Here is a 17305-nt window from a genome sequence, read left to right as displayed (position 1 = left end):
TTACCAACATGTAAATTACTATTAAGAAAGTATAAAATAATAGTTCATGCTTTGATTATTGAAACGCTTGATGGTAAAATAACTAAGGTTACTTAAAACAAACATTTTTTAGTAAAAAGTTAATATAACAATGTTGATTTTTGGTGAGGAAAAATGAAGAAAATTAAGGTAATGGTTGTTTTTGGAACTCGTCCAGAAGCAATTAAGATGGCTCCACTGGTTATTGAACTGAAGAAGCAGGCAGACTTGTTTGAAACGACAACAGTTGTGACTGCTCAGCATCGTCAGATGTTGGATCAGGTACTTGAAACTTTTAAGATTAAGCCTGATTATGATTTGGATATTATGGGGAAAAATCAAACCCTGACAGATATTACTGTCAAGATCCTGCATAAGCTAGATGATATCTTAAAGGAAAACAAGCCAGATATCATGCTGGTGCACGGTGATACGACAACGACTTTTGCGGCTAGTCTTGCAGCGTTTTATAATCAAGTTCGTATCGGCCACGTAGAAGCTGGGTTGCGGACTTGGAATAAATACTCTCCTTTCCCAGAAGAGATGAATCGTCAGATGACCGACTCTTTGACTGACTTATATTTTGCGCCAACGGATCAGAGTAAGGCTAACTTGCTCAAGGAAAACCATCCGGCAGAAACAGTTTTTGTGACAGGGAATACAGCTATCGACGCTCTCAAGCTGACCGTCCAAGCTGATTATCATCACGAGGTGCTTGACCGTATTGATCCAGCTCGCAAGATGATTTTGGTGACCATGCATCGCCGGGAAAATCAAGGTGAGCCGATGAGAAGGGTCTTTCGAACTCTACGGCAGATTGTAGATGCCCATGATGATGTGGAAATTGTCTATCCCGTTCACCTGAGCCCAGCGGTTCAGGAAGTGGCTAGAGAAATTCTGAGTGACAATGAGAAAATTCATCTGATTGAGCCTTTAGACGTGTTGGATTTCCATAATATCGCAGCTAAAAGCTACTTCATCATGTCAGACTCAGGCGGAGTGCAGGAAGAAGCGCCTTCCTTAGGTAAGCCTGTACTGGTACTTCGTGATACAACAGAGAGACCAGAAGGAGTTGAGGCCGGCACATTGAAGCTGGTCGGTACAGAAACTCAAGCAGTAGCAGAGGCAATGGAAGCCCTGCTGACAGATGAGTCACTCTATCAGGAAATGGCCCAAGCCAGCAATCCGTATGGTGATGGTAAGGCTTCTGAGCGGATTGCTCAAGCTATTGCCCACTATTTTAAGCAGACGGCTAGGCCAGAAGAATTTAAGACAGGAGTAAAAAATGTTTAGGAAAAAAGGACTAGAAAAATCATTAGCAGTCTTTGTACTGACAATTGGACTAATTCTTTTCTACAGTTGGAATTTTGCAGCTAACATATTTTATATCGGAATCGCGCTGATTTTATTAGGTATTTTTAGTGTCTTTGTCCTATCCGATCTCTTGGTGACATGGGCTATGATTCTGGGTGTGGTTATCGCAACTCTGATCTTGCTCTTTGATGTAACCTACCTACCGGACAATCAAGTTCTCTTCTTGCTTTATGTCTTCCCTGTCAGCGCTTGGCTGACCAGTCGAGTGAATTTCTATCTTCATCAGCGCTTAGGATTAGTGCAGGATGATAGCGAAGATGCTGCTGAGGCCTATGAAGAAATGGTTCAGAAAGTAAATCAGAAACAAGCTCCAGCCTTTCAGGCCTTGTTGGTCCATTGGGCGCACAATCATCATTTTTATCAAATTCACTCTCGGGAGTACAAGCGGATGCTCAAGAGAATTTTACGACTGCTTAACTGGGACTTCCAGAATGTAGAAACAGTTTACTATGTATCCAATGGTAACTTTCTCGTTCTGGTAGAAGATCTGGATCAGGAAGTCAAGGAATATTTCCAAGAGAAAGTGCGTGAAGATTTAACGATGATGCACTTTGAGAATAAGAAAACTGACCAAAAAATTCAGTTTCAGTCCGGCAGTTTAAAACTGAACGCTCAAAATATTGACAAATTCCATAATTTCGATGACGCTTTGAGCAATCTGGAGCGTCAGCTTGAAACCGACATTATCGTAGAATACTAGGAGGTAAACACATGTCTTTAACAGAAGTATTTTTTATCATCTCTATGGTGCTAAGTATCTTTTTTGCTATTAGCTTTTTGGTCCTCTTCATTTATTATCTGGTTATTTACAATCGGGTCAATAAAAATTTTAGGGCGGTGACTCGTCATGATTAGTCAACTTATTATGATTGTCACTCTGTTCTCCATCTGGATGTCTCTGGCTTGGGCTTTGGTTATTCTATGCTCTTCCGTGCATTTCTGGATGAAACGCAGTGACTTCAACGTGGATACCAGCCCATTGGAACATTATCCTATGGTTACAGTCGTTGTCCCAGCCCACAATGAAGATGTGGTTATCGCTCAGACGACTAAGGCCATTCTGGATTTGGACTATCCTCATGACCGAGTGGAAGTTCTGCTCTTTGCGGACAACTGCTCGGATGACACTTATCAAGAAATGCTGAAAGTTCAGGCTATGCCTGAGTATGCTGGACGCAATATTACAATTACAGACCGTACTGGTACGGGAGGTAAGGCAGGGGTGCTGAATGACGCCCTGAAGATGGCCAAGGGTGAATATATCTGTGTCTATGATGCGGATGCCATGCCAGAAAAGAATGCTCTTTACTTCCTAGTCAAGAAAGTTTTGGAAGATCCAGAACGCCACGTTGCTTCTTTCGGACGCAACAAGACCCGCAATGCCAACCAGAACTTCCTGACACGTTGTATCAACCAAGAAATCGTTGTAACTCAGCGTGTTTACCACGTAGGTATGTGGCATCTCTTTAAGATTGGACGGATTCCAGGTACAAACTTCTTGATTAACACTGAGTTTGTTAAGAGTATTGGTGGTTGGAAAAATGGTGCCTTGACAGAGGATACGGAAATTTCCTTTAAGATTATGCAGAGCGGCAAGCTGATTGCTTTGGCTTATAATTCAGAGGCCTTCCAACAAGAGCCAGAAACCCTCAAGTCCTACTACATGCAGCGTAAGCGCTGGGCTAAGGGGAATTATGAGGTAGTTCTTGCCAACTTCAAGCATCTTTTTAGTGGTGGTAACTGGCGCGTGAAACTGGAAGTGTTCAATTATTCTTGTATCTTCTTCTGGTTCAATCTGGCGATTGTCTTATCTGACTTGGTTTTCTTTGCCAATGTAGCGGCGATGATTACCCAGCTCTTTGTACCAGATGTGCGGATTCCTTTCGCTTTTGATGCTCAGAATATCTATATCGTCCAGCTGATGCTCTTTAACTGGCTTCTGATGATTTTGCTTTATCTTTTGCAGATCAATATCGCCCTGGCTTCTCAGTTTGGACAGGCGACCACCAAACAGATTTGGTTGGCTCTTGTGTCCTATTTGACTTACTCTCAGCTCTTTATCGTTGTTTCTTTAGATGCAGTAGGATCTGTTATCTTGGACAAGATTTTGAAGCGGAAAGAAACCAAGTGGGTTAAAACAAAACGATTTGCAGGTTAGGAGAAAGTGTGAAAAGAACAAGATTAAGATTTATTTGGTTTGTGACAATTCTGGCTGTTTTGGCTGCTATCCTGTTGTACACCCGCATGGGCAGTACTCCTAATATCAAAAAGAAGATATACAGCCAATGGTCTAAAGAATATGTCGTAACCAAGGACAAATTGTCTTATATCAGGACGACAAACAGTAAGACTGAAGATGTTGTGCTGTCTGAGGCACAGGGTTATGGCATGGTGATTGCTGTGGATGCAGCTAAGCAAGGCGATGCCAGTTCGGCTGATTTTGAAAAGCTCTACCAATATTATCTAGCTCATCGTCTGAAAGATACCCAGCTCATGTCTTGGAAACAGACGATTAAGGATGGTAAGAGCAACCATGAAGACGAAAACAATGCTACAGACGGCGATCTCTACATTGCTTATGCTTTGATTCAGGCTGCTAAGCAGTGGCCGGACAAGGCTAAAGAATACCAAGATCAGGCTCAGGCTATTCTGAAAGATGTCTTGGCATATAACTATAATGAAAGCAACGGCGTTTTGACGGTTGGGAACTGGGCGAATGCAGAATCGAAATTTTATAATCTCATGCGGACTTCTGATACATTGCCGCAGCAGTTCCAAGCTTTCTATGAGTTGACAAAGGATAAGCAGTGGCTGACAATCCGGGATAACATGCTCAGCAAACTTGAAGCAATCAGCGCTGATAACAAGACTGGTTTGATACCAGACTTTATCTGGGTTGACGGTGACAAAGTTCGGGCTGCTGAGCCTGATACGGTAGAGTCTGCAAATGATGGTTATTATTCGTATAATGCTTGCCGCCTCCCTTACAACCTGGCTCAAAGCAAGGATGAAAAAAGTCAAAAAATGCTGAAGAAGATGTTAAACTTCTTCCTCAGTCAAGAAAAGATCTATGCGGGCTACACTCTGAAAGGGAAGGCTCTCAATAGTAATCAGGCTGGCAGCTTTACTGCTCCAGTATTCTATGCGGCTAATAACAATATGGAATTCCGCAAATTGGTGCAGCAGAATAAATATCTCTTCATGCAAGGTTTGCCGTCAGATAATTACTATGACGCAGCTGTGACAACGATGATTGCTTTAGAAACTTTATAATGCAGAAACAAGCAAGATGAAAATTTTGCTTAAGATCATGCAGACAATAGGGTGGGACAAAACGGTTTTTGTCCCACTTTTTTGGAGAAAAACCTTGAGATTTTTTTCACAAACTGTTAAAATAAAATGGAAAACATTCATCATAACATAACAATAAAAAGGATATCCTATGAAAGCCTATACTTATGTTAAACCGGGATTTGCCCAGTTTATAGATGTTGATAAACCTGTCGTACGTAAGCCAACAGACGCTATTGTCCGTATGGTAAAGACCACTATCTGCGGGACTGATCTTCATATTATTAAAGGAGACGTACCTGCCTGCAAGAGCGGTACTATTCTGGGACATGAAGGCATCGGTATTGTTGAAGAAGTTGGTGACAGTGTAACCAATTTCAAGAAGGGCGATAAGGTTCTGATTTCCTGTGTTTGTGCCTGTGGCAAGTGCTACTATTGCAAGAAAGGTATCTACGCCCATTGTGAAGATGAAGGTGGATGGATTTTCGGGCATTTGATTGACGGAACTCAAGCTGAGTATCTGCGTGTGCCCCATGCGGATAATACTCTCTATCACACACCATCTGATTTATCAGATGAAGCCTTAGTCATGCTGTCAGACATCCTGCCAACAGCTTATGAAATAGGAGTTTTAAAAGGTAAAGTAGAGCCTGGATGTACAGTAGCTATCGTTGGCTCTGGACCAATCGGTCTCGCATCTCTGCTGACAGCTCAGTTTTATTCTCCGTCAAAGATTATCATGGTTGACATCGATGAGAATCGTTTAGATACGGCCATGGCCTTTGGGGCAACAGATAAGGTAAATTCAGCGAATGCTGAAAAAGCTGTGCAGGCTATCTTTGACTTGACAGATGGACGTGGAGTTGATGTAGCCATTGAAGCAGTAGGGATTCCAGACAGTTTTGATCTTTGTCAGAAAGTCATTGCCGTTGATGGAACCATTGCTAACTGTGGAGTTCATGGCAAACCTGTAGAGTTTGAGTTAGATCGGCTCTGGATTCGAAATATCAATGTGACGACCGGGCTGGTATCTACCAATACTACTCCACAGCTGCTAAAGGCTCTGGAAAGTCATAAGATTGAGCCAGAAAAGCTAGTGACTCATTACTTTAAGTTGAGTGAAATTGAAGAAGCTTTCAAGGTTTTCGGCCAAGCTGCGAACCATCATGCCATTAAGGTTATTATAGAAAATGACCTCTCTCCAGTCCAATAAAATTCTTAAGTTGTCTTTTACCTATCCCTTTTAATCTTTGGTTAAAAGGGGTTTTTATATTGTTTTCTGATTTTGAGCAAAATAGTTTTGTTCGTCAAAGAATTCATATATAATATACGGTACAAAGAGAGGACGAGTATGTATTGTGTAATTGAGATGTACGGGGACTATGAACCGTGGTGGTTCCTGGATGGCTGGGAAGAGGATATCGTTGCAAAAAAGCAGTTCGATGATTATTATGAAGCCCTTAAGTATTATAAAAACCGCTGGCTGCAAATGGCAGACCAGTCACCTTTGTATAAGAGCCGCAGTGATTTAATGACAATTTTTTGGGATCCGGAGGATCAGCGCTGGTGCGAGGAGTGCGATGAGAATGTTCAGCAGTATCATTCGCTGTTTTTGCTGGAGAATGAGTGCAAGATTCCTAAGAGCAAGTATCGGCCAGGCTATACTAAGCAGAACGGCCTTGAAAAGCACCGAGCTTGCTCAGTCAAACTAAAATCCGCTAAGCCTCTTTAAATCGAAAGAATATATTTTGCAAATCTGATAATAGAGCAGCAGAAGAGACCTAACTTGTTAGAAGTTAAGTTTCTTCTGCTGTTTTTTCTTTTTCTGGATTTTTTGCGAATAGTAAGGTGAGGAGGATGTATGGTTCAAGAAATTGCAAAAGAAATGATTAGGCAGGCTCGGCAAGAGGGGGCGCAGGATATTTACCTCATTCCTAAGACTACTTGCTATGAGCTTTATATGAGAATCGGTGATGAACGTCGCTTTATAAAAACTTATGATTTCGAGCTTCTGTCAGCTGTTATCAGCCACTTTAAGTTTGTCGCAGGTATGAATGTTGGAGAGAAGCGCCGCAGTCAGCTGGGGTCTTGCGATTATGACTGCGAGGAAGCCAAGGTTTCAATCCGGCTGTCGACAGTTGGGGATTACCGTGGTTTTGAAAGTCTGGTTATCCGACTCCTTCATGACGAAGACAGGGAGCTGCGCTTTTGGTTTGAGCAATTGCCGGAGCTGCGAAAGAAAATTCAGGCTCGCGGTCTCTATCTTTTCTCGGGTCCGGTCGGCAGCGGCAAGACGACCTTAATGTACCATTTGGCTCAGCTCAAATTTTCTGGTCAGCAGGTTATGTCGATTGAAGATCCGGTTGAGATTAAGCAAGAGGCTATGCTGCAGCTGCAGCTGAACGAAACCATTGGCATGACTTATGACAGTCTAATTAAGCTGTCTCTGCGACATCGGCCGGATCTCTTGATTATCGGGGAAATCCGTGATCGAGAGACAGCTAGAGCAGTGGTTCGGGCAAGTTTGACTGGAGCTACGGTCTTTTCAACGATTCATGCCAAGAGTGTTCGCGGTGTCTATGAGCGGCTTTTGGAATTGGGCGTTAGTGAGGATGAGCTAAGAATGGTGCTGCAAGGTGTTTGTTACCAGCGTTTAATTGGGGGAGGAGGTGTCGTTGATTTTGTCAGTCAAAACTATCAAGAGCACGAAGCCGCAGTCTGGAATCAGCAGATTGATCAGCTTTTTGCAGAAGGACATATCAGTGCTGAGCAAAGGCAGACCGAAAAAATTATCTACGCCTAAGCAGAAAAAGATTATTGAGCTCTTTCATAATCTCTTTAGCAGCGGTTTTCACCTAGCAGAGATTGTAGACTTTTTGAGGCGAAGTGCCTTGCTGGAGGAGGTATATGTCACTGAAATGCGAGCAGGATTGTCAGCTGGTCAGTCCTTTTCAGAGATTGTCAGTCGACTGGGATTTTCCGACAGTGTTGTAACCCAGCTGTCCTTATCTGAGCTGCATGGCAATTTGACTCTAAGTCTGGGAAAAATTGAGGCCTATCTGGAAAATCTGTCCAAGGTTAAGAAAAAATTGATAGAGGTAGGGACTTATCCTCTCATGCTGCTGGGCTTTTTGGTTCTTATCATGCTGGGATTGCGCAACTATCTTCTGCCTCAATTGGACAGCCAGAATCTAGCTACTCGGCTGATTAATCACCTGCCTCAGATCTTTTTGTGGAGCAGCCTTGCTTTAGCTGTCTTGGTTTCAGTGGCTCTCTTTTACTATCGAAAGTCATCCAAGATTCGTTTTTTCAGCAAACTAGCAGCTCTGCCTTTTATTGGACGTTTGGTACAGGCCTACTTGACAGCTTATTATGCTCGTGAATGGGGGAATATGATTGGTCAGGGCTTGGAGTTGAGTCAGATTTTTGCGATTATGCAGGAGCAGCCTTCCCAGCTCTTTCAGGAAATCGGAGCAGACATGGCTGCCGCTTTGCAAGCTGGTCAAGGCTATGCGGACAAGGTAGCAAGCTACCCTTTCTTTAAGAAAGAATTGTCCCTGATGATCGAGTATGGTGAGGTTAAGTCCAAGCTAGGCAGTGAGCTGGAAGTCTATGCTGAAAAGACTTGGGAGGAATTTTTCCTACGTATCAACCGGGCCATGAATTTCATTCAGCCCCTCGTATTTATTTTTGTTGCCTTAGTGATTGTTTTACTTTATGCGGCAATGCTCTTGCCCATTTATCAGAATATGGAGGTTCATTTGTAATGAAAAAACTTAATACCTTAAAAGTTCAAGCATTCACCCTTGTGGAAATGCTGATTGTCTTGCTGGTTATCAGCGTACTCTTGCTGCTCTTTGTGCCTAATCTGACCAAGCAAAAAGATGCTGTTTCAGATACAGGAACTGCAGCGGTGGTCAAGGTGGTAGAAAGCCAGGCGGAGCTGTATGAACTGAAGAATACCAATGAAAAGGCTAGCCTAAGCAAGCTAGTCAGTGCAGGAAATATCAGCCAGAAACAGGCAGATTCATATAAGGCTTACTATGGAAAACACAGTGGCGAAACTCAAGCGGTTGCCAATTAAGGCTTTTACACTGCTGGAAAGTCTCCTCGTTCTTTTTGTCGTTAGTTTTCTACTACTAGGCTTATCTGGCTCGGTGAGGGCTGGCTTCAATCAGGTTCAAGAGCAACTCTTCTTTTTAGAGTTTGAGAGGCTCTACCAGGAGACGCAGAGGCTGAGCTTAGCTGGGCATGAGAAGCTTTCTCTCAAGATTTCAGGACGGCAGATTTCCAATGGCTATCAAGAGCTGGACTTTCCACAAACTTTGCAGGAACATGAGCAGCAGGTCATTCAGTTTGACCGGGCTGGGGGAAATTCATCGCTCAGTAAAATTACTTTTCAGACGGAGGACAGGACAGTTGTTTACCAGCTTTATATGGGTAATGGAAAGTTTAAAAAGACGACAGCTTCAAGCTAGCATTCTGCTGGAAGCTCTGGTGGCCATGGCAGTTTTTGCGGCTATTGCCAGTCTGCTTTTGGGACAGATTAGCCGGTCTCGTAAGGAGCATCAGGTCCTTCTGCAGCAGGAAGAGGTGCTCCGGATAGCTCGCATGGCTCTGCAGACAGGACAAGAAGAGCTTCATATCAACGGAATTACTGTGCGTCAGCTTAAGACAGATAAGCAGCTGCTGGTCTATCACGAAGGGGAGGTGGTTATCCGTGTCCAAAAACCTTAAAGTCAAAGCCTTTACTCTCTTGGAGGCTTTAGTAGCCTTGCTGGTTCTCAGTGGCGGGGTGTTAGTCTTTCAGGCTATGACCCAGCTCTTATCTTCAGAACTGCATCAGCAGGAGAACAATCAACAACAAGAGTGGCTTTTGTTTGCCGACCAACTGGAGACGGAGCTTTCGCGAAGTCAATTTGACAAGGTAGAAGACAATAAAATCTACATCAGACAAGATGGCAGGGACCTGGCCTTGGGTAAATCTAAGGGCGATGATTTCCGTAAAACAGATAAGAGCGGTCGCGGCTACCAGCCGATGATTTATGGTTTGGAAGCAGCTGATGTGCGTCAGGAAGGTAAGCTTGTCTATCTTCATTTTCGCTTTGAAAAAGGCTTAGAGAGGGAGTTCGTCTATCGTGTGGAAGAAGAAAGTTGAGGCAGGTATTTTACTGTATGCGCTGCTGATGGCCGCAGTCTTTAGCCTGCTCCTGCAGTTTTATCTCAACCGTCAAGTCAGCAGTCAGCGTTTGCAGCTTTTCAACAGGGAAAGGACAGAAGCCTATGCAATGGCAGTTCTGACAAAAGCTACAGCCAAGGATGATAGTGGTGAGATGGAGTTTGAGCAGGGCAAGGCGGTCTACCGTAAGAAAGGGAAGGAACTGGAAATCGGCAGTCAGCTCAGCAGCGGGCATTCCTATTCCTTTACTTTTACCATTTCTAAGAAGGAGGAGGAGAAAGCTAAGGAAGACAAGAAACCAACTGACAAAAAAGAGAAAGCAATTTCGGACGAAGCTGGTAAGTCGGGCTAATATAACTGTAAAATCTTTGTAATTTTATATATCTTGGAATGGGGCCTTATTTTTGGTATGATAGGATGAACGGAGGATTCCATGAATTTTGAAAAGATAGAACAAGCTTATACTCTGATTCTCGAAAACGTCCAGAATATCCAAAACGCTCTGGCGACCAATTTTTACGATGCTCTGATTGAGCAGAATGGCATTTACCTAGATGGAGATACGGACTTACAAGAGGTTTTGACCAATGATGAAAAAATCCGCGCTCTGCATTTGACCAAGGAAGAGTGGCGGAGAGCCTATCAGTTTATCCTAATGAAGGCTGCCCAGACGGAGCCCATGCAGGTCAATCATCAATTCACACCTGACACAATTGGTTTTCTGATTACTTTCTTATTGGATCAGCTGGCTCACGGAGAGGAAGCTGATGTATTAGAAATCGGCAGTGGGACTGGAAATCTGGCGGAGACTGTTCTCAATCATACCCAAAAGAAGATTGACTACTTAGGTCTGGAGCTAGATGATTTATTAATTGACCTTTCTGCCAGCATTGCAGAGGTTATGAACTCTAAGGCTCACTTTGCTCAGGGTGATGCGGTTCGCCCTCAGGTTCTGAAAGAGAGTGATATCATTATCAGTGATTTACCGGTCGGTTATTATCCAGACGACAGTATCGCCTCCCGCTATGAAGTGGCTAGTCCGGATGAGCACACTTATGCCCATCATCTTCTAATGGAACAGTCGCTTAAATATCTGAAACCGGGAGGCTATGCTATATTTCTGGCGCCGAATGACCTCTTGACCAGTGCTCAAGCTCCCCTACTGAAAAAATGGCTCCTAGCCAAAGCTCAGTTTATCGCGATGATAACCTTGCCAGAGTCTATTTTCTCAAGCAGCAAGCATGCCAAAACTCTTTTTGTCTTGAGGAAACAAGAAGCGAATAATATTCAGCCTTTTATCTATCCTCTGCGGGATTTGCAGGATCATGATGAAATGTTTAAATTCCGTCAAAGTTTTCAAAACTGGTACAAAGATAGTGAAATTCAAACAAAATTTTGATATAATAATTTTGAAAACGCTTAAAGAGGTGAAGAAATGTCGAAAACAATTTCTATTAATGCAGGAAGCTCAAGCTTAAAATGGCAACTCTACTTGATGCCGGAAGAAAAGGTCTTGGCTAAGGGCTTGCTGGAACGGATTGGTCTCAAGGATTCTATTTCAACAGTGAAATTTGATGGTCGTTCAGAAAAGCAGGTTCTTGATATTGCAGATCACACGCAGGCCGTAAAAATTTTGCTGGATGATTTGAAACGCTTTAATATCATCGAATCTTATGATGAAATTACCGGTGTGGGCCATCGTGTTGTGGCTGGCGGTGAACACTTTAAGGATTCAGCCCTCGTTGATGAAGAAGTGATTCAAAAGGTAGAGGAGTTGTCTCTTCTGGCTCCATTGCATAATCCAGCCAATGCTGCAGGCATCCGTGCTTTTAGAGAAATTCTGCCAGACATTACCAGCGTGGTAGTCTTTGACACCTCTTTCCATACAACTATGCCGGAAAAAGCTTATCGCTATCCGATTCCGACTAAATATTACACTGAAAACAAGGTCCGCAAGTACGGAGCTCACGGTACCAGCCATGAGTATGTAGCCAAGGAAGCTGCTAAAGTTTTGGGACGTCCAATTGAAGAACTCAAGCTTATCACCTGCCATATCGGTAATGGAGCTTCCATCACAGCAGTTGACAAGGGCGTTTCTGTAGATACCTCTATGGGATTCACACCACTTGGCGGCGTCATGATGGGAACGCGGACTGGGGATATTGATCCAGCCATCATTCCTTACCTGATGCAATACACAGATGACTTTAATACTCCAGAAGATATTAGCCGTGTTTTGAATCGTGAATCAGGCCTGCTAGGAGTTTCTGAGAAGTCTAGTGATATGCGTGATATTCATGAGGCGATGCGGGCAGGTGATGCCAAGGCTCAATTGGCTAATGACATTTTTGTCGATCGGATTCAAAAATACATTGGTCAGTATCTTGCTGTTTTGAATGGAGCTGATGCTATCATCTTTACTGCAGGAATCGGTGAAAATTCTGTGACCATTCGTGAACTGGTTATTAATGGTATTTCTTGGTTTGGCTGTAACGTAGATCCAGAAAAGAATGTGCGTGGTGCAGAAGGCGTGATTTCCAGTCCTGATGCCAAGGTCAAAGTCTTGGTTATCCCGACTGATGAAGAATTGGTCATTGCGCGTGACGTCGAACGTTTCAAAAATCAATAAATTAAGAAAATTCAAAAGCTCAGTTTGACTGGGCTTTTTGTATGTTTTAAGAACGGATTTTCTTGGTTGCTGGCCTTGAAAACATTGAGCGATTCTATCTCATAGTCACTATCAGCACTAGTTTTCAATAAGTGATATACAAAATGCTTGCAGTTAAGAATTGTCTATACAAAAAGAGAAAATTGAGCTATACTAGGAAGGAAAAGGAGGAAGACATGAAAGCAATTCTAAAAAAATTAGAGTACATTCTACTGACTTTGTTTGTCTTATTTCTCAGCCAGATACCATTTATATTTATCCGGCAAATGACATCTTCTGAGAAGAGTTTTTCAGCTGGACAGACTATCTTTGTGCTGGTTGTATATCTTTTGATTGTCTTTTTTGTTCTGAGAATGGCTAAGCAAGAAGAACTGCTGAGCCTTGACTTGAGCTTTTTTAAATGGTCTTCGTTTGGCTGGTTAGCTGTTTCTAATGTTGTCATGATTGGCGTCAACATGCTGGGAGCAATTATCATGCTACTGGAAGGTCAGGCCATTTCTACTGCTAATCAGGATGCCTTGAATGCGTTATTTCAGCATGTACCCAAGATTTTATTAGTGGTAGGTGCCGTGATTCAGGCTCCTATTTTGGAAGAGGTGGTCTTTCGTGGCTTGATTCCTCAGAAGATTTTTACCAAGCATTATGTTTGGGGATTGGTTGTAGGAGTTATTCTTTTCGGTCTTTTTCATGGTCCGACCAACATCGGCAGTTTTGTTATATATGCAGGTATGGGTGCTGTTTTAGCCGCGGTTGCTTACATATTTAAGCGTTTGGAAATGTCTATTTTGGCACACATGCTGAGAAATGGAGTTGCAGTACTCATTATGATACTGACAGGTTTGGTGAACAAGTAGGCAAGCAGAGAATATCTGCTTTTTTGTCATTTGAGGCACAAATTAGGACATTTGAGGGGATTTCTCCCAGCTTGCTCTTACTTCTTCTATAATGATAAGAGAAGAATGGAGAGAATATGCTGAAATTAGAAAAAATCATTCAATTGTTACTACTGGCTATGTTGACTCAGACGGGACTGCTGCTCATGCTTCATCCAATGCCTCATCGCTTGGTCTTTAGTCAGGCTAATCTGCTTTTTATGGTTGGCTTGCTGGGATTGCTTTTTTGTTGCGCCTTTTATTTTGCCAGAGAACTTCAGGAAATCAAAGGTTCTCTGCGTCAGTCAAGCAACTATCGACACTTGCTTTTCTTGTATTTTTTGATGATTTTGGTCAATGCTGCGGGGGTTCTTCTGCTGTGTGGCAAGGAGGCGCAGTCAGGACAGGCGGTGGAGCAGATGCTGACGGAGAGTTTTCTGTCATCTTCTCTTTTGCTTCTGGGGATTGACATCGCCGTTTTATCCCCTGCAGCACCGAAATTTATTGACAGTGACTCCTCTCTTCGCTATCGGAAGAGCTGGGGGATTGCACTAGGTTTGCTCTGCTTTTCCCTTGCGAAAAATCCTCAGGAAACTCTGTGTTTTCTGTCCTATCTGCTTTTGGGATTAGTCTTTGCCCATCTCCTCAGGCCTTATTTTCAGCGTTTGGAGCTGTCTATGCTGGCCCATATTCTCCGAAATATGATTATTCTCAGCCTTTTACCCTTTTGCTTTTAGAAAGTGTTTTGTCAAATAGAAGAATTATGGTAAAATGGTAAATGAAACAAGGGACTAGATAAGGTCTTCTTGTGAAGTCGAGTGCAGTTCATAGGACTGGATGCTGCATCTGCTGAGAGCTTTGCGGTACACTAGATGAGTGTGCCTTTTTTGTTGAAGAGCAGGGCAGTCGATAGAAATGAGATGAAAGTCAAATGGTGAATCTAAAAGCAATTGCTCCAGATGGCCGAACGGGCCTCTGTGGCATTATCAATGCGACGCCGGATTCCTTTTCAGATGGTGGGCGCTACAATACGGTTGAGACGGCATTGGCTCAGGCTAGAAAGCTGATTGCTGAGGGAGCTCACATGCTGGATATTGGTGGTGAGTCTACTCGGCCAGGCAGTCATTTTGTGGCTATTCAAGAAGAGATAGATCGGGTGGTGCCGGTCATTGTAGCTATTCGTCGGGAAAGTGATATTGTGATTTCTGTGGACACTTGGAAGTCGGAAGTGGCTGCAGCAGCTTTGGCTGCGGGTGCAGATATTATCAACGATATTACCGGTCTTTTGGGTGATGAAAAGATGGCAGAGACTGCTGCGAAATATGGCGCGCCAGTCATTGTCATGTTTAATCCAGTGATGGCTCGTCCTCAACATGCCAGCTCAAAAATTTTCCCAGAATTTGGCTTTGGTTCAGCTTTCACAAAGGAAGAGTTATCTCTTTTTACAGAGCTGCCGATTGCAGAACTGATGTGGAAGTGTTTTGAGAAATCTTTGAAGGTGGCCGAACATGCCGGCCTTTCGCATGATAATATCATGCTGGATCCAGGGATTGGTTTCGGTTTGACCAAGCGGGAGAATCTTCTTATTTTGCAGGAGCTGGATAGTCTCCATCAGGCTGGTTTTCCTATTTTTCTTGGAGTTTCTCGTAAGCGGTTTCTCGTTCGTATCTTAGAAGAAAACGGCTTTGAGGTCAATCCTGAGACTCGGGAAGGCTTTGAAAACCGTGATACAGCTTCAGCCCATCTGACTAGCCTTGCGGCTAGCAGAGGTGTTGAAGTTGTCAGAGTGCACGAGGTGGCTAAGCACCGGATGGCTGCTGCTGTTGGCGATGCGATTCGTCTAGCGCAGCAGACAGAAGATCTTAATCTAGGTCAGTATAAGTAAGATGAAAAAACAAGAATTACCTGATTTAAGTTGGCTGGATGCTTATCGGACAGCCAGTCCCAATTTTGGCTTGGAGCGGATGGAGCGTTTGCTAGAGTTGCGGGGGAAACCGCATTTGCGGCTGCCAGTCATTCATATTGCAGGGACTAATGGCAAGGGCTCGACCATTGCCCATCTGCGCCAACTTTTGGAGGTGCGAGCCCTGCGTGTTGGCACTTTCACCTCTCCCTACCTAGTCAGCTACAATGAGCAGATTGCCATTAATGGCAATGCGATTTCCGACCAAGATCTTCAGCGATTGCTTTCTCTTTACCAAGAGCTTTTGGCCCAGCATGCGACAGACTCTAGCTTGCAGGGGGTGACTGAGTTTGAGATTGTGACTGCTTTAGCTTATGATTATTTTGCCCAGCAGCAGGTTGATGTGGCTATTATCGAGGTCGGCATGGGTGGGCTTTTGGACAGTACCAATATCTGCCAGCCCTTGCTGACTGCAATCACAACAGTCGGTCTGGATCATGTGGCCTTGCTAGGTGACAGTCTAGAGGCTATTGCCCAGCAGAAAGCTGGCATTATCAAGCATGGAGTTCCCATTGTGACCGGTAGGTTGGAGCCAGAGGCTCAGGCAGTAGTCGAGCAGAAGGCTGCTGAAAAAGATGCTCCGCTCTTTTCTTGGTCTCAAGACTATCAAGTGGAACATCAAGAGTCAGAGAAGGGGGAGTGCTTTTCCTTTTCGAATGCCTATCGGGCCAAAGACTCGTATCAAACAGCTCTGATGGGACTGCATCAGGCAGATAATGCTGGACTAGCTCTGCACTTGTGTGACCTATACTGTCAGCTACAGTCGCTGCCCTTATTGACAAAAGCAGAGGTTGAGAGGGCCTTGCTTGCTGCTGTATGGCCTGGTCGTTTGGAAAGGATATCGGTTCAGCCGCTTATTCTTCTAGATGGAGCCCATAATCCCCATGCCCTGCGGTCGTTAGCAGCGACAATGGACCAGCATTATCCGACTTATAAGAAGCACATTTTATTTGCTTGTATCCAAACCAAGGCCTTGGATGATATGGTGGAGCTGCTGCAAAAGATTCCCAAAGCAGCTATAAGCTTGACAGCCTTTGCTGATCCGCGGAGTTTTTCTAAAGAGAGCATGCGAGCCTTGGCTGAGCAGCAAAGCCTGTCTTACAAAGAATGGCCGGATTATGTAGCAGATTATTTAGCAGTAGAGCATGAGTCAGATGAGCTTTTGCTGATTACGGGTTCTCTTTATTTTCTAGCTCAGGTTAGAAAATCAATCCTTGAGAACCGCAAGTTAGACTTTGCTGAGCGTCCTTCTCAGTCAAGTCAATTATCAAAAAATAAAAATGAACATAGGAGCATATATGGACACGAAGAAAATTGAAGCAGCTGTTGCCCAGATTATTGAGGCGGTTGGAGAAGACGGAAGCCGCGAAGGTTTGCAGGAGACGCCACAGCGCATTGCTAAAATGTACCAAGAAATCTTTGCTGGGCTGGGCGAGACTGCTGAGGAGCATCTGGCCAAGTCTTTTGAAATCATTGACAATAATATGGTAGTGGAGAAGGATATTTTCTTTCATTCCATGTGTGAGCATCACTTCCTGCCATTTTACGGAAAAGTTCATATCGCCTATGTGCCTAATGGTCGGGTAGCAGGCCTGTCCAAGCTGGCCCGAACAGTAGAGGTCTATGCCAAGAAACCGCAGATTCAAGAGCGATTGACCGTAGAGATTGCTGAGGCCTTGATGGACTATCTGGGTGCTCAAGGGGCCCTGGTCTGGGTGGAAGCTGAGCATATGTGTATGAATATGCGCGGAGTCAGAAAGCCTGGCACTGCAACGGTTACTACAGCAGCGCGTGGCGTTTTAGCGACGGACAAGGATCTAAAAAATGAAGCTTACAAACTGATGGGGCATTGATCTTATCAGTAGTAGAGCGTGTCGGGAAAGGCTAGATAGTTTTATCAAGGATAAAATGCAGAAACTTGAATCAGAAAGGATAAGAGA

General features: G+C 43.8%; 21 protein-coding genes. All 21 read left to right on the top strand.

Going from position 1 to position 17305, the window contains the following annotated elements; genetic code table 11:
- The first annotated feature begins 153 nt into the window (after nucleotides 1–153).
- Nucleotides 154–1311: a non-hydrolyzing UDP-N-acetylglucosamine 2-epimerase gene (wecB, locus tag MFP28_RS10630; RefSeq protein ID WP_002907454.1), complete on the top strand. Its 1158-nt coding sequence runs from the start codon at nucleotides 154–156 to the stop codon at nucleotides 1309–1311.
- A complete protein-coding gene (locus MFP28_RS10625; protein ID WP_002903501.1) occupies nucleotides 1304–2092 on the top strand; it encodes a hypothetical protein in 789 nt (262 codons plus the stop codon). The genes wecB and MFP28_RS10625 overlap by 8 nt, the downstream gene beginning before the upstream one ends.
- Nucleotides 2093–2103: 11 nt before the next feature.
- Nucleotides 2104–2247 carry a hypothetical protein gene (locus MFP28_RS10620; RefSeq protein WP_002896778.1) on the top strand — a complete coding sequence of 48 codons (144 nt, stop codon included), beginning with the start codon at nucleotides 2104–2106 and terminating at the stop codon, nucleotides 2245–2247.
- Nucleotides 2240–3550: a glycosyltransferase family 2 protein gene (locus MFP28_RS10615; RefSeq protein ID WP_002896777.1), complete on the top strand. Its 1311-nt coding sequence runs from the start codon at nucleotides 2240–2242 to the stop codon at nucleotides 3548–3550. The genes MFP28_RS10620 and MFP28_RS10615 overlap by 8 nt, the downstream gene beginning before the upstream one ends.
- 8 nt (nucleotides 3551–3558) lie before the next feature.
- Nucleotides 3559–4665 carry a glycosyl hydrolase family 8 gene (locus MFP28_RS10610; RefSeq protein WP_002907453.1) on the top strand — a complete coding sequence of 369 codons (1107 nt, stop codon included), beginning with the start codon at nucleotides 3559–3561 and terminating at the stop codon, nucleotides 4663–4665.
- Nucleotides 4666–4834: 169 nt separating this feature from the next.
- Nucleotides 4835–5896: a zinc-dependent alcohol dehydrogenase family protein gene (locus MFP28_RS10605; protein ID WP_002898647.1), complete on the top strand. Its 1062-nt coding sequence runs from the start codon at nucleotides 4835–4837 to the stop codon at nucleotides 5894–5896.
- Between the two features lie 138 nt (nucleotides 5897–6034).
- The gene (locus MFP28_RS10600; protein ID WP_002907451.1) at nucleotides 6035–6415 is read left to right on the top strand and encodes a DUF1033 family protein; all 381 of its coding nucleotides are present in this window, start codon (nucleotides 6035–6037) and stop codon (nucleotides 6413–6415) included.
- Between the two features lie 129 nt (nucleotides 6416–6544).
- The gene (gene comGA, locus MFP28_RS10595; protein ID WP_002907450.1) at nucleotides 6545–7486 is read left to right on the top strand and encodes a competence type IV pilus ATPase ComGA; all 942 of its coding nucleotides are present in this window, start codon (nucleotides 6545–6547) and stop codon (nucleotides 7484–7486) included.
- Nucleotides 7416–8450: a competence type IV pilus assembly protein ComGB gene (gene comGB / locus MFP28_RS10590; protein WP_263281492.1), complete on the top strand. Its 1035-nt coding sequence runs from the start codon at nucleotides 7416–7418 to the stop codon at nucleotides 8448–8450. The genes comGA and comGB overlap by 71 nt, the downstream gene beginning before the upstream one ends.
- On the top strand, nucleotides 8450–8767 hold the full coding sequence (gene comGC / locus MFP28_RS10585) for a competence type IV pilus major pilin ComGC (protein ID WP_002896769.1): 318 nt from the start codon (nucleotides 8450–8452) through the stop codon (nucleotides 8765–8767). The genes comGB and comGC overlap by 1 nt, the downstream gene beginning before the upstream one ends.
- Nucleotides 8727–9161, top strand: a complete 435-nt coding sequence (gene comGD, locus MFP28_RS10580) for a competence type IV pilus minor pilin ComGD (protein WP_032916113.1) — start codon at nucleotides 8727–8729, stop codon at nucleotides 9159–9161. Before comGC ends, comGD begins: the two co-directional genes overlap by 41 nt.
- A complete protein-coding gene (gene comGE / locus MFP28_RS10575; RefSeq protein ID WP_002907447.1) occupies nucleotides 9127–9420 on the top strand; it encodes a competence type IV pilus minor pilin ComGE in 294 nt (97 codons plus the stop codon). The genes comGD and comGE overlap by 35 nt, the downstream gene beginning before the upstream one ends.
- Nucleotides 9404–9841, top strand: coding sequence for a competence type IV pilus minor pilin ComGF (gene comGF / locus MFP28_RS10570; protein WP_002907446.1), 438 nt, complete (start codon nucleotides 9404–9406; stop codon nucleotides 9839–9841). Before comGE ends, comGF begins: the two co-directional genes overlap by 17 nt.
- Nucleotides 9822–10214, top strand: coding sequence for a competence type IV pilus minor pilin ComGG (gene comGG / locus MFP28_RS10565; protein WP_002907445.1), 393 nt, complete (start codon nucleotides 9822–9824; stop codon nucleotides 10212–10214). Before comGF ends, comGG begins: the two co-directional genes overlap by 20 nt.
- 81 nt (nucleotides 10215–10295) lie before the next feature.
- Nucleotides 10296–11261, top strand: coding sequence for a class I SAM-dependent methyltransferase (locus tag MFP28_RS10560; RefSeq protein WP_002907444.1), 966 nt, complete (start codon nucleotides 10296–10298; stop codon nucleotides 11259–11261).
- Between the two features lie 36 nt (nucleotides 11262–11297).
- Complete coding sequence (locus tag MFP28_RS10555; RefSeq protein WP_002901705.1) at nucleotides 11298–12491, top strand: acetate kinase; 1194 nt, start codon at nucleotides 11298–11300, stop codon at nucleotides 12489–12491.
- Nucleotides 12492–12634: 143 nt separating this feature from the next.
- Nucleotides 12635–13384 (top strand): CPBP family intramembrane glutamic endopeptidase, encoded by a 750-nt coding sequence (locus tag MFP28_RS10550; protein ID WP_002907443.1) that lies wholly within the window; start codon nucleotides 12635–12637, stop codon nucleotides 13382–13384.
- 116 nt (nucleotides 13385–13500) lie between these two features.
- Nucleotides 13501–14139: a CPBP family glutamic-type intramembrane protease gene (locus MFP28_RS10545; RefSeq protein ID WP_002907442.1), complete on the top strand. Its 639-nt coding sequence runs from the start codon at nucleotides 13501–13503 to the stop codon at nucleotides 14137–14139.
- Nucleotides 14140–14333: 194 nt separating this feature from the next.
- Nucleotides 14334–15287, top strand: coding sequence for a dihydropteroate synthase (gene folP, locus MFP28_RS10540; protein ID WP_002907441.1), 954 nt, complete (start codon nucleotides 14334–14336; stop codon nucleotides 15285–15287).
- A 1-nt stretch (nucleotide 15288) separates the two neighbouring features.
- On the top strand, nucleotides 15289–16683 hold the full coding sequence (locus MFP28_RS10535; protein WP_002907440.1) for a bifunctional folylpolyglutamate synthase/dihydrofolate synthase: 1395 nt from the start codon (nucleotides 15289–15291) through the stop codon (nucleotides 16681–16683).
- Nucleotides 16664–17218 carry a GTP cyclohydrolase I FolE gene (gene folE, locus MFP28_RS10530; RefSeq protein ID WP_002896758.1) on the top strand — a complete coding sequence of 185 codons (555 nt, stop codon included), beginning with the start codon at nucleotides 16664–16666 and terminating at the stop codon, nucleotides 17216–17218. Before MFP28_RS10535 ends, folE begins: the two co-directional genes overlap by 20 nt.
- Nucleotides 17219–17305: the final 87 nt, after the last annotated feature.

It is taken from the genome of Streptococcus sanguinis, assembly GCF_050234405.1.
Lineage (GTDB): Bacteria > Bacillota > Bacilli > Lactobacillales > Streptococcaceae > Streptococcus > Streptococcus sanguinis_W.
The sequence above is the reverse complement of the archived record's forward strand: the minus strand, read 5'-3'. Positions and strand labels throughout refer to the sequence as shown.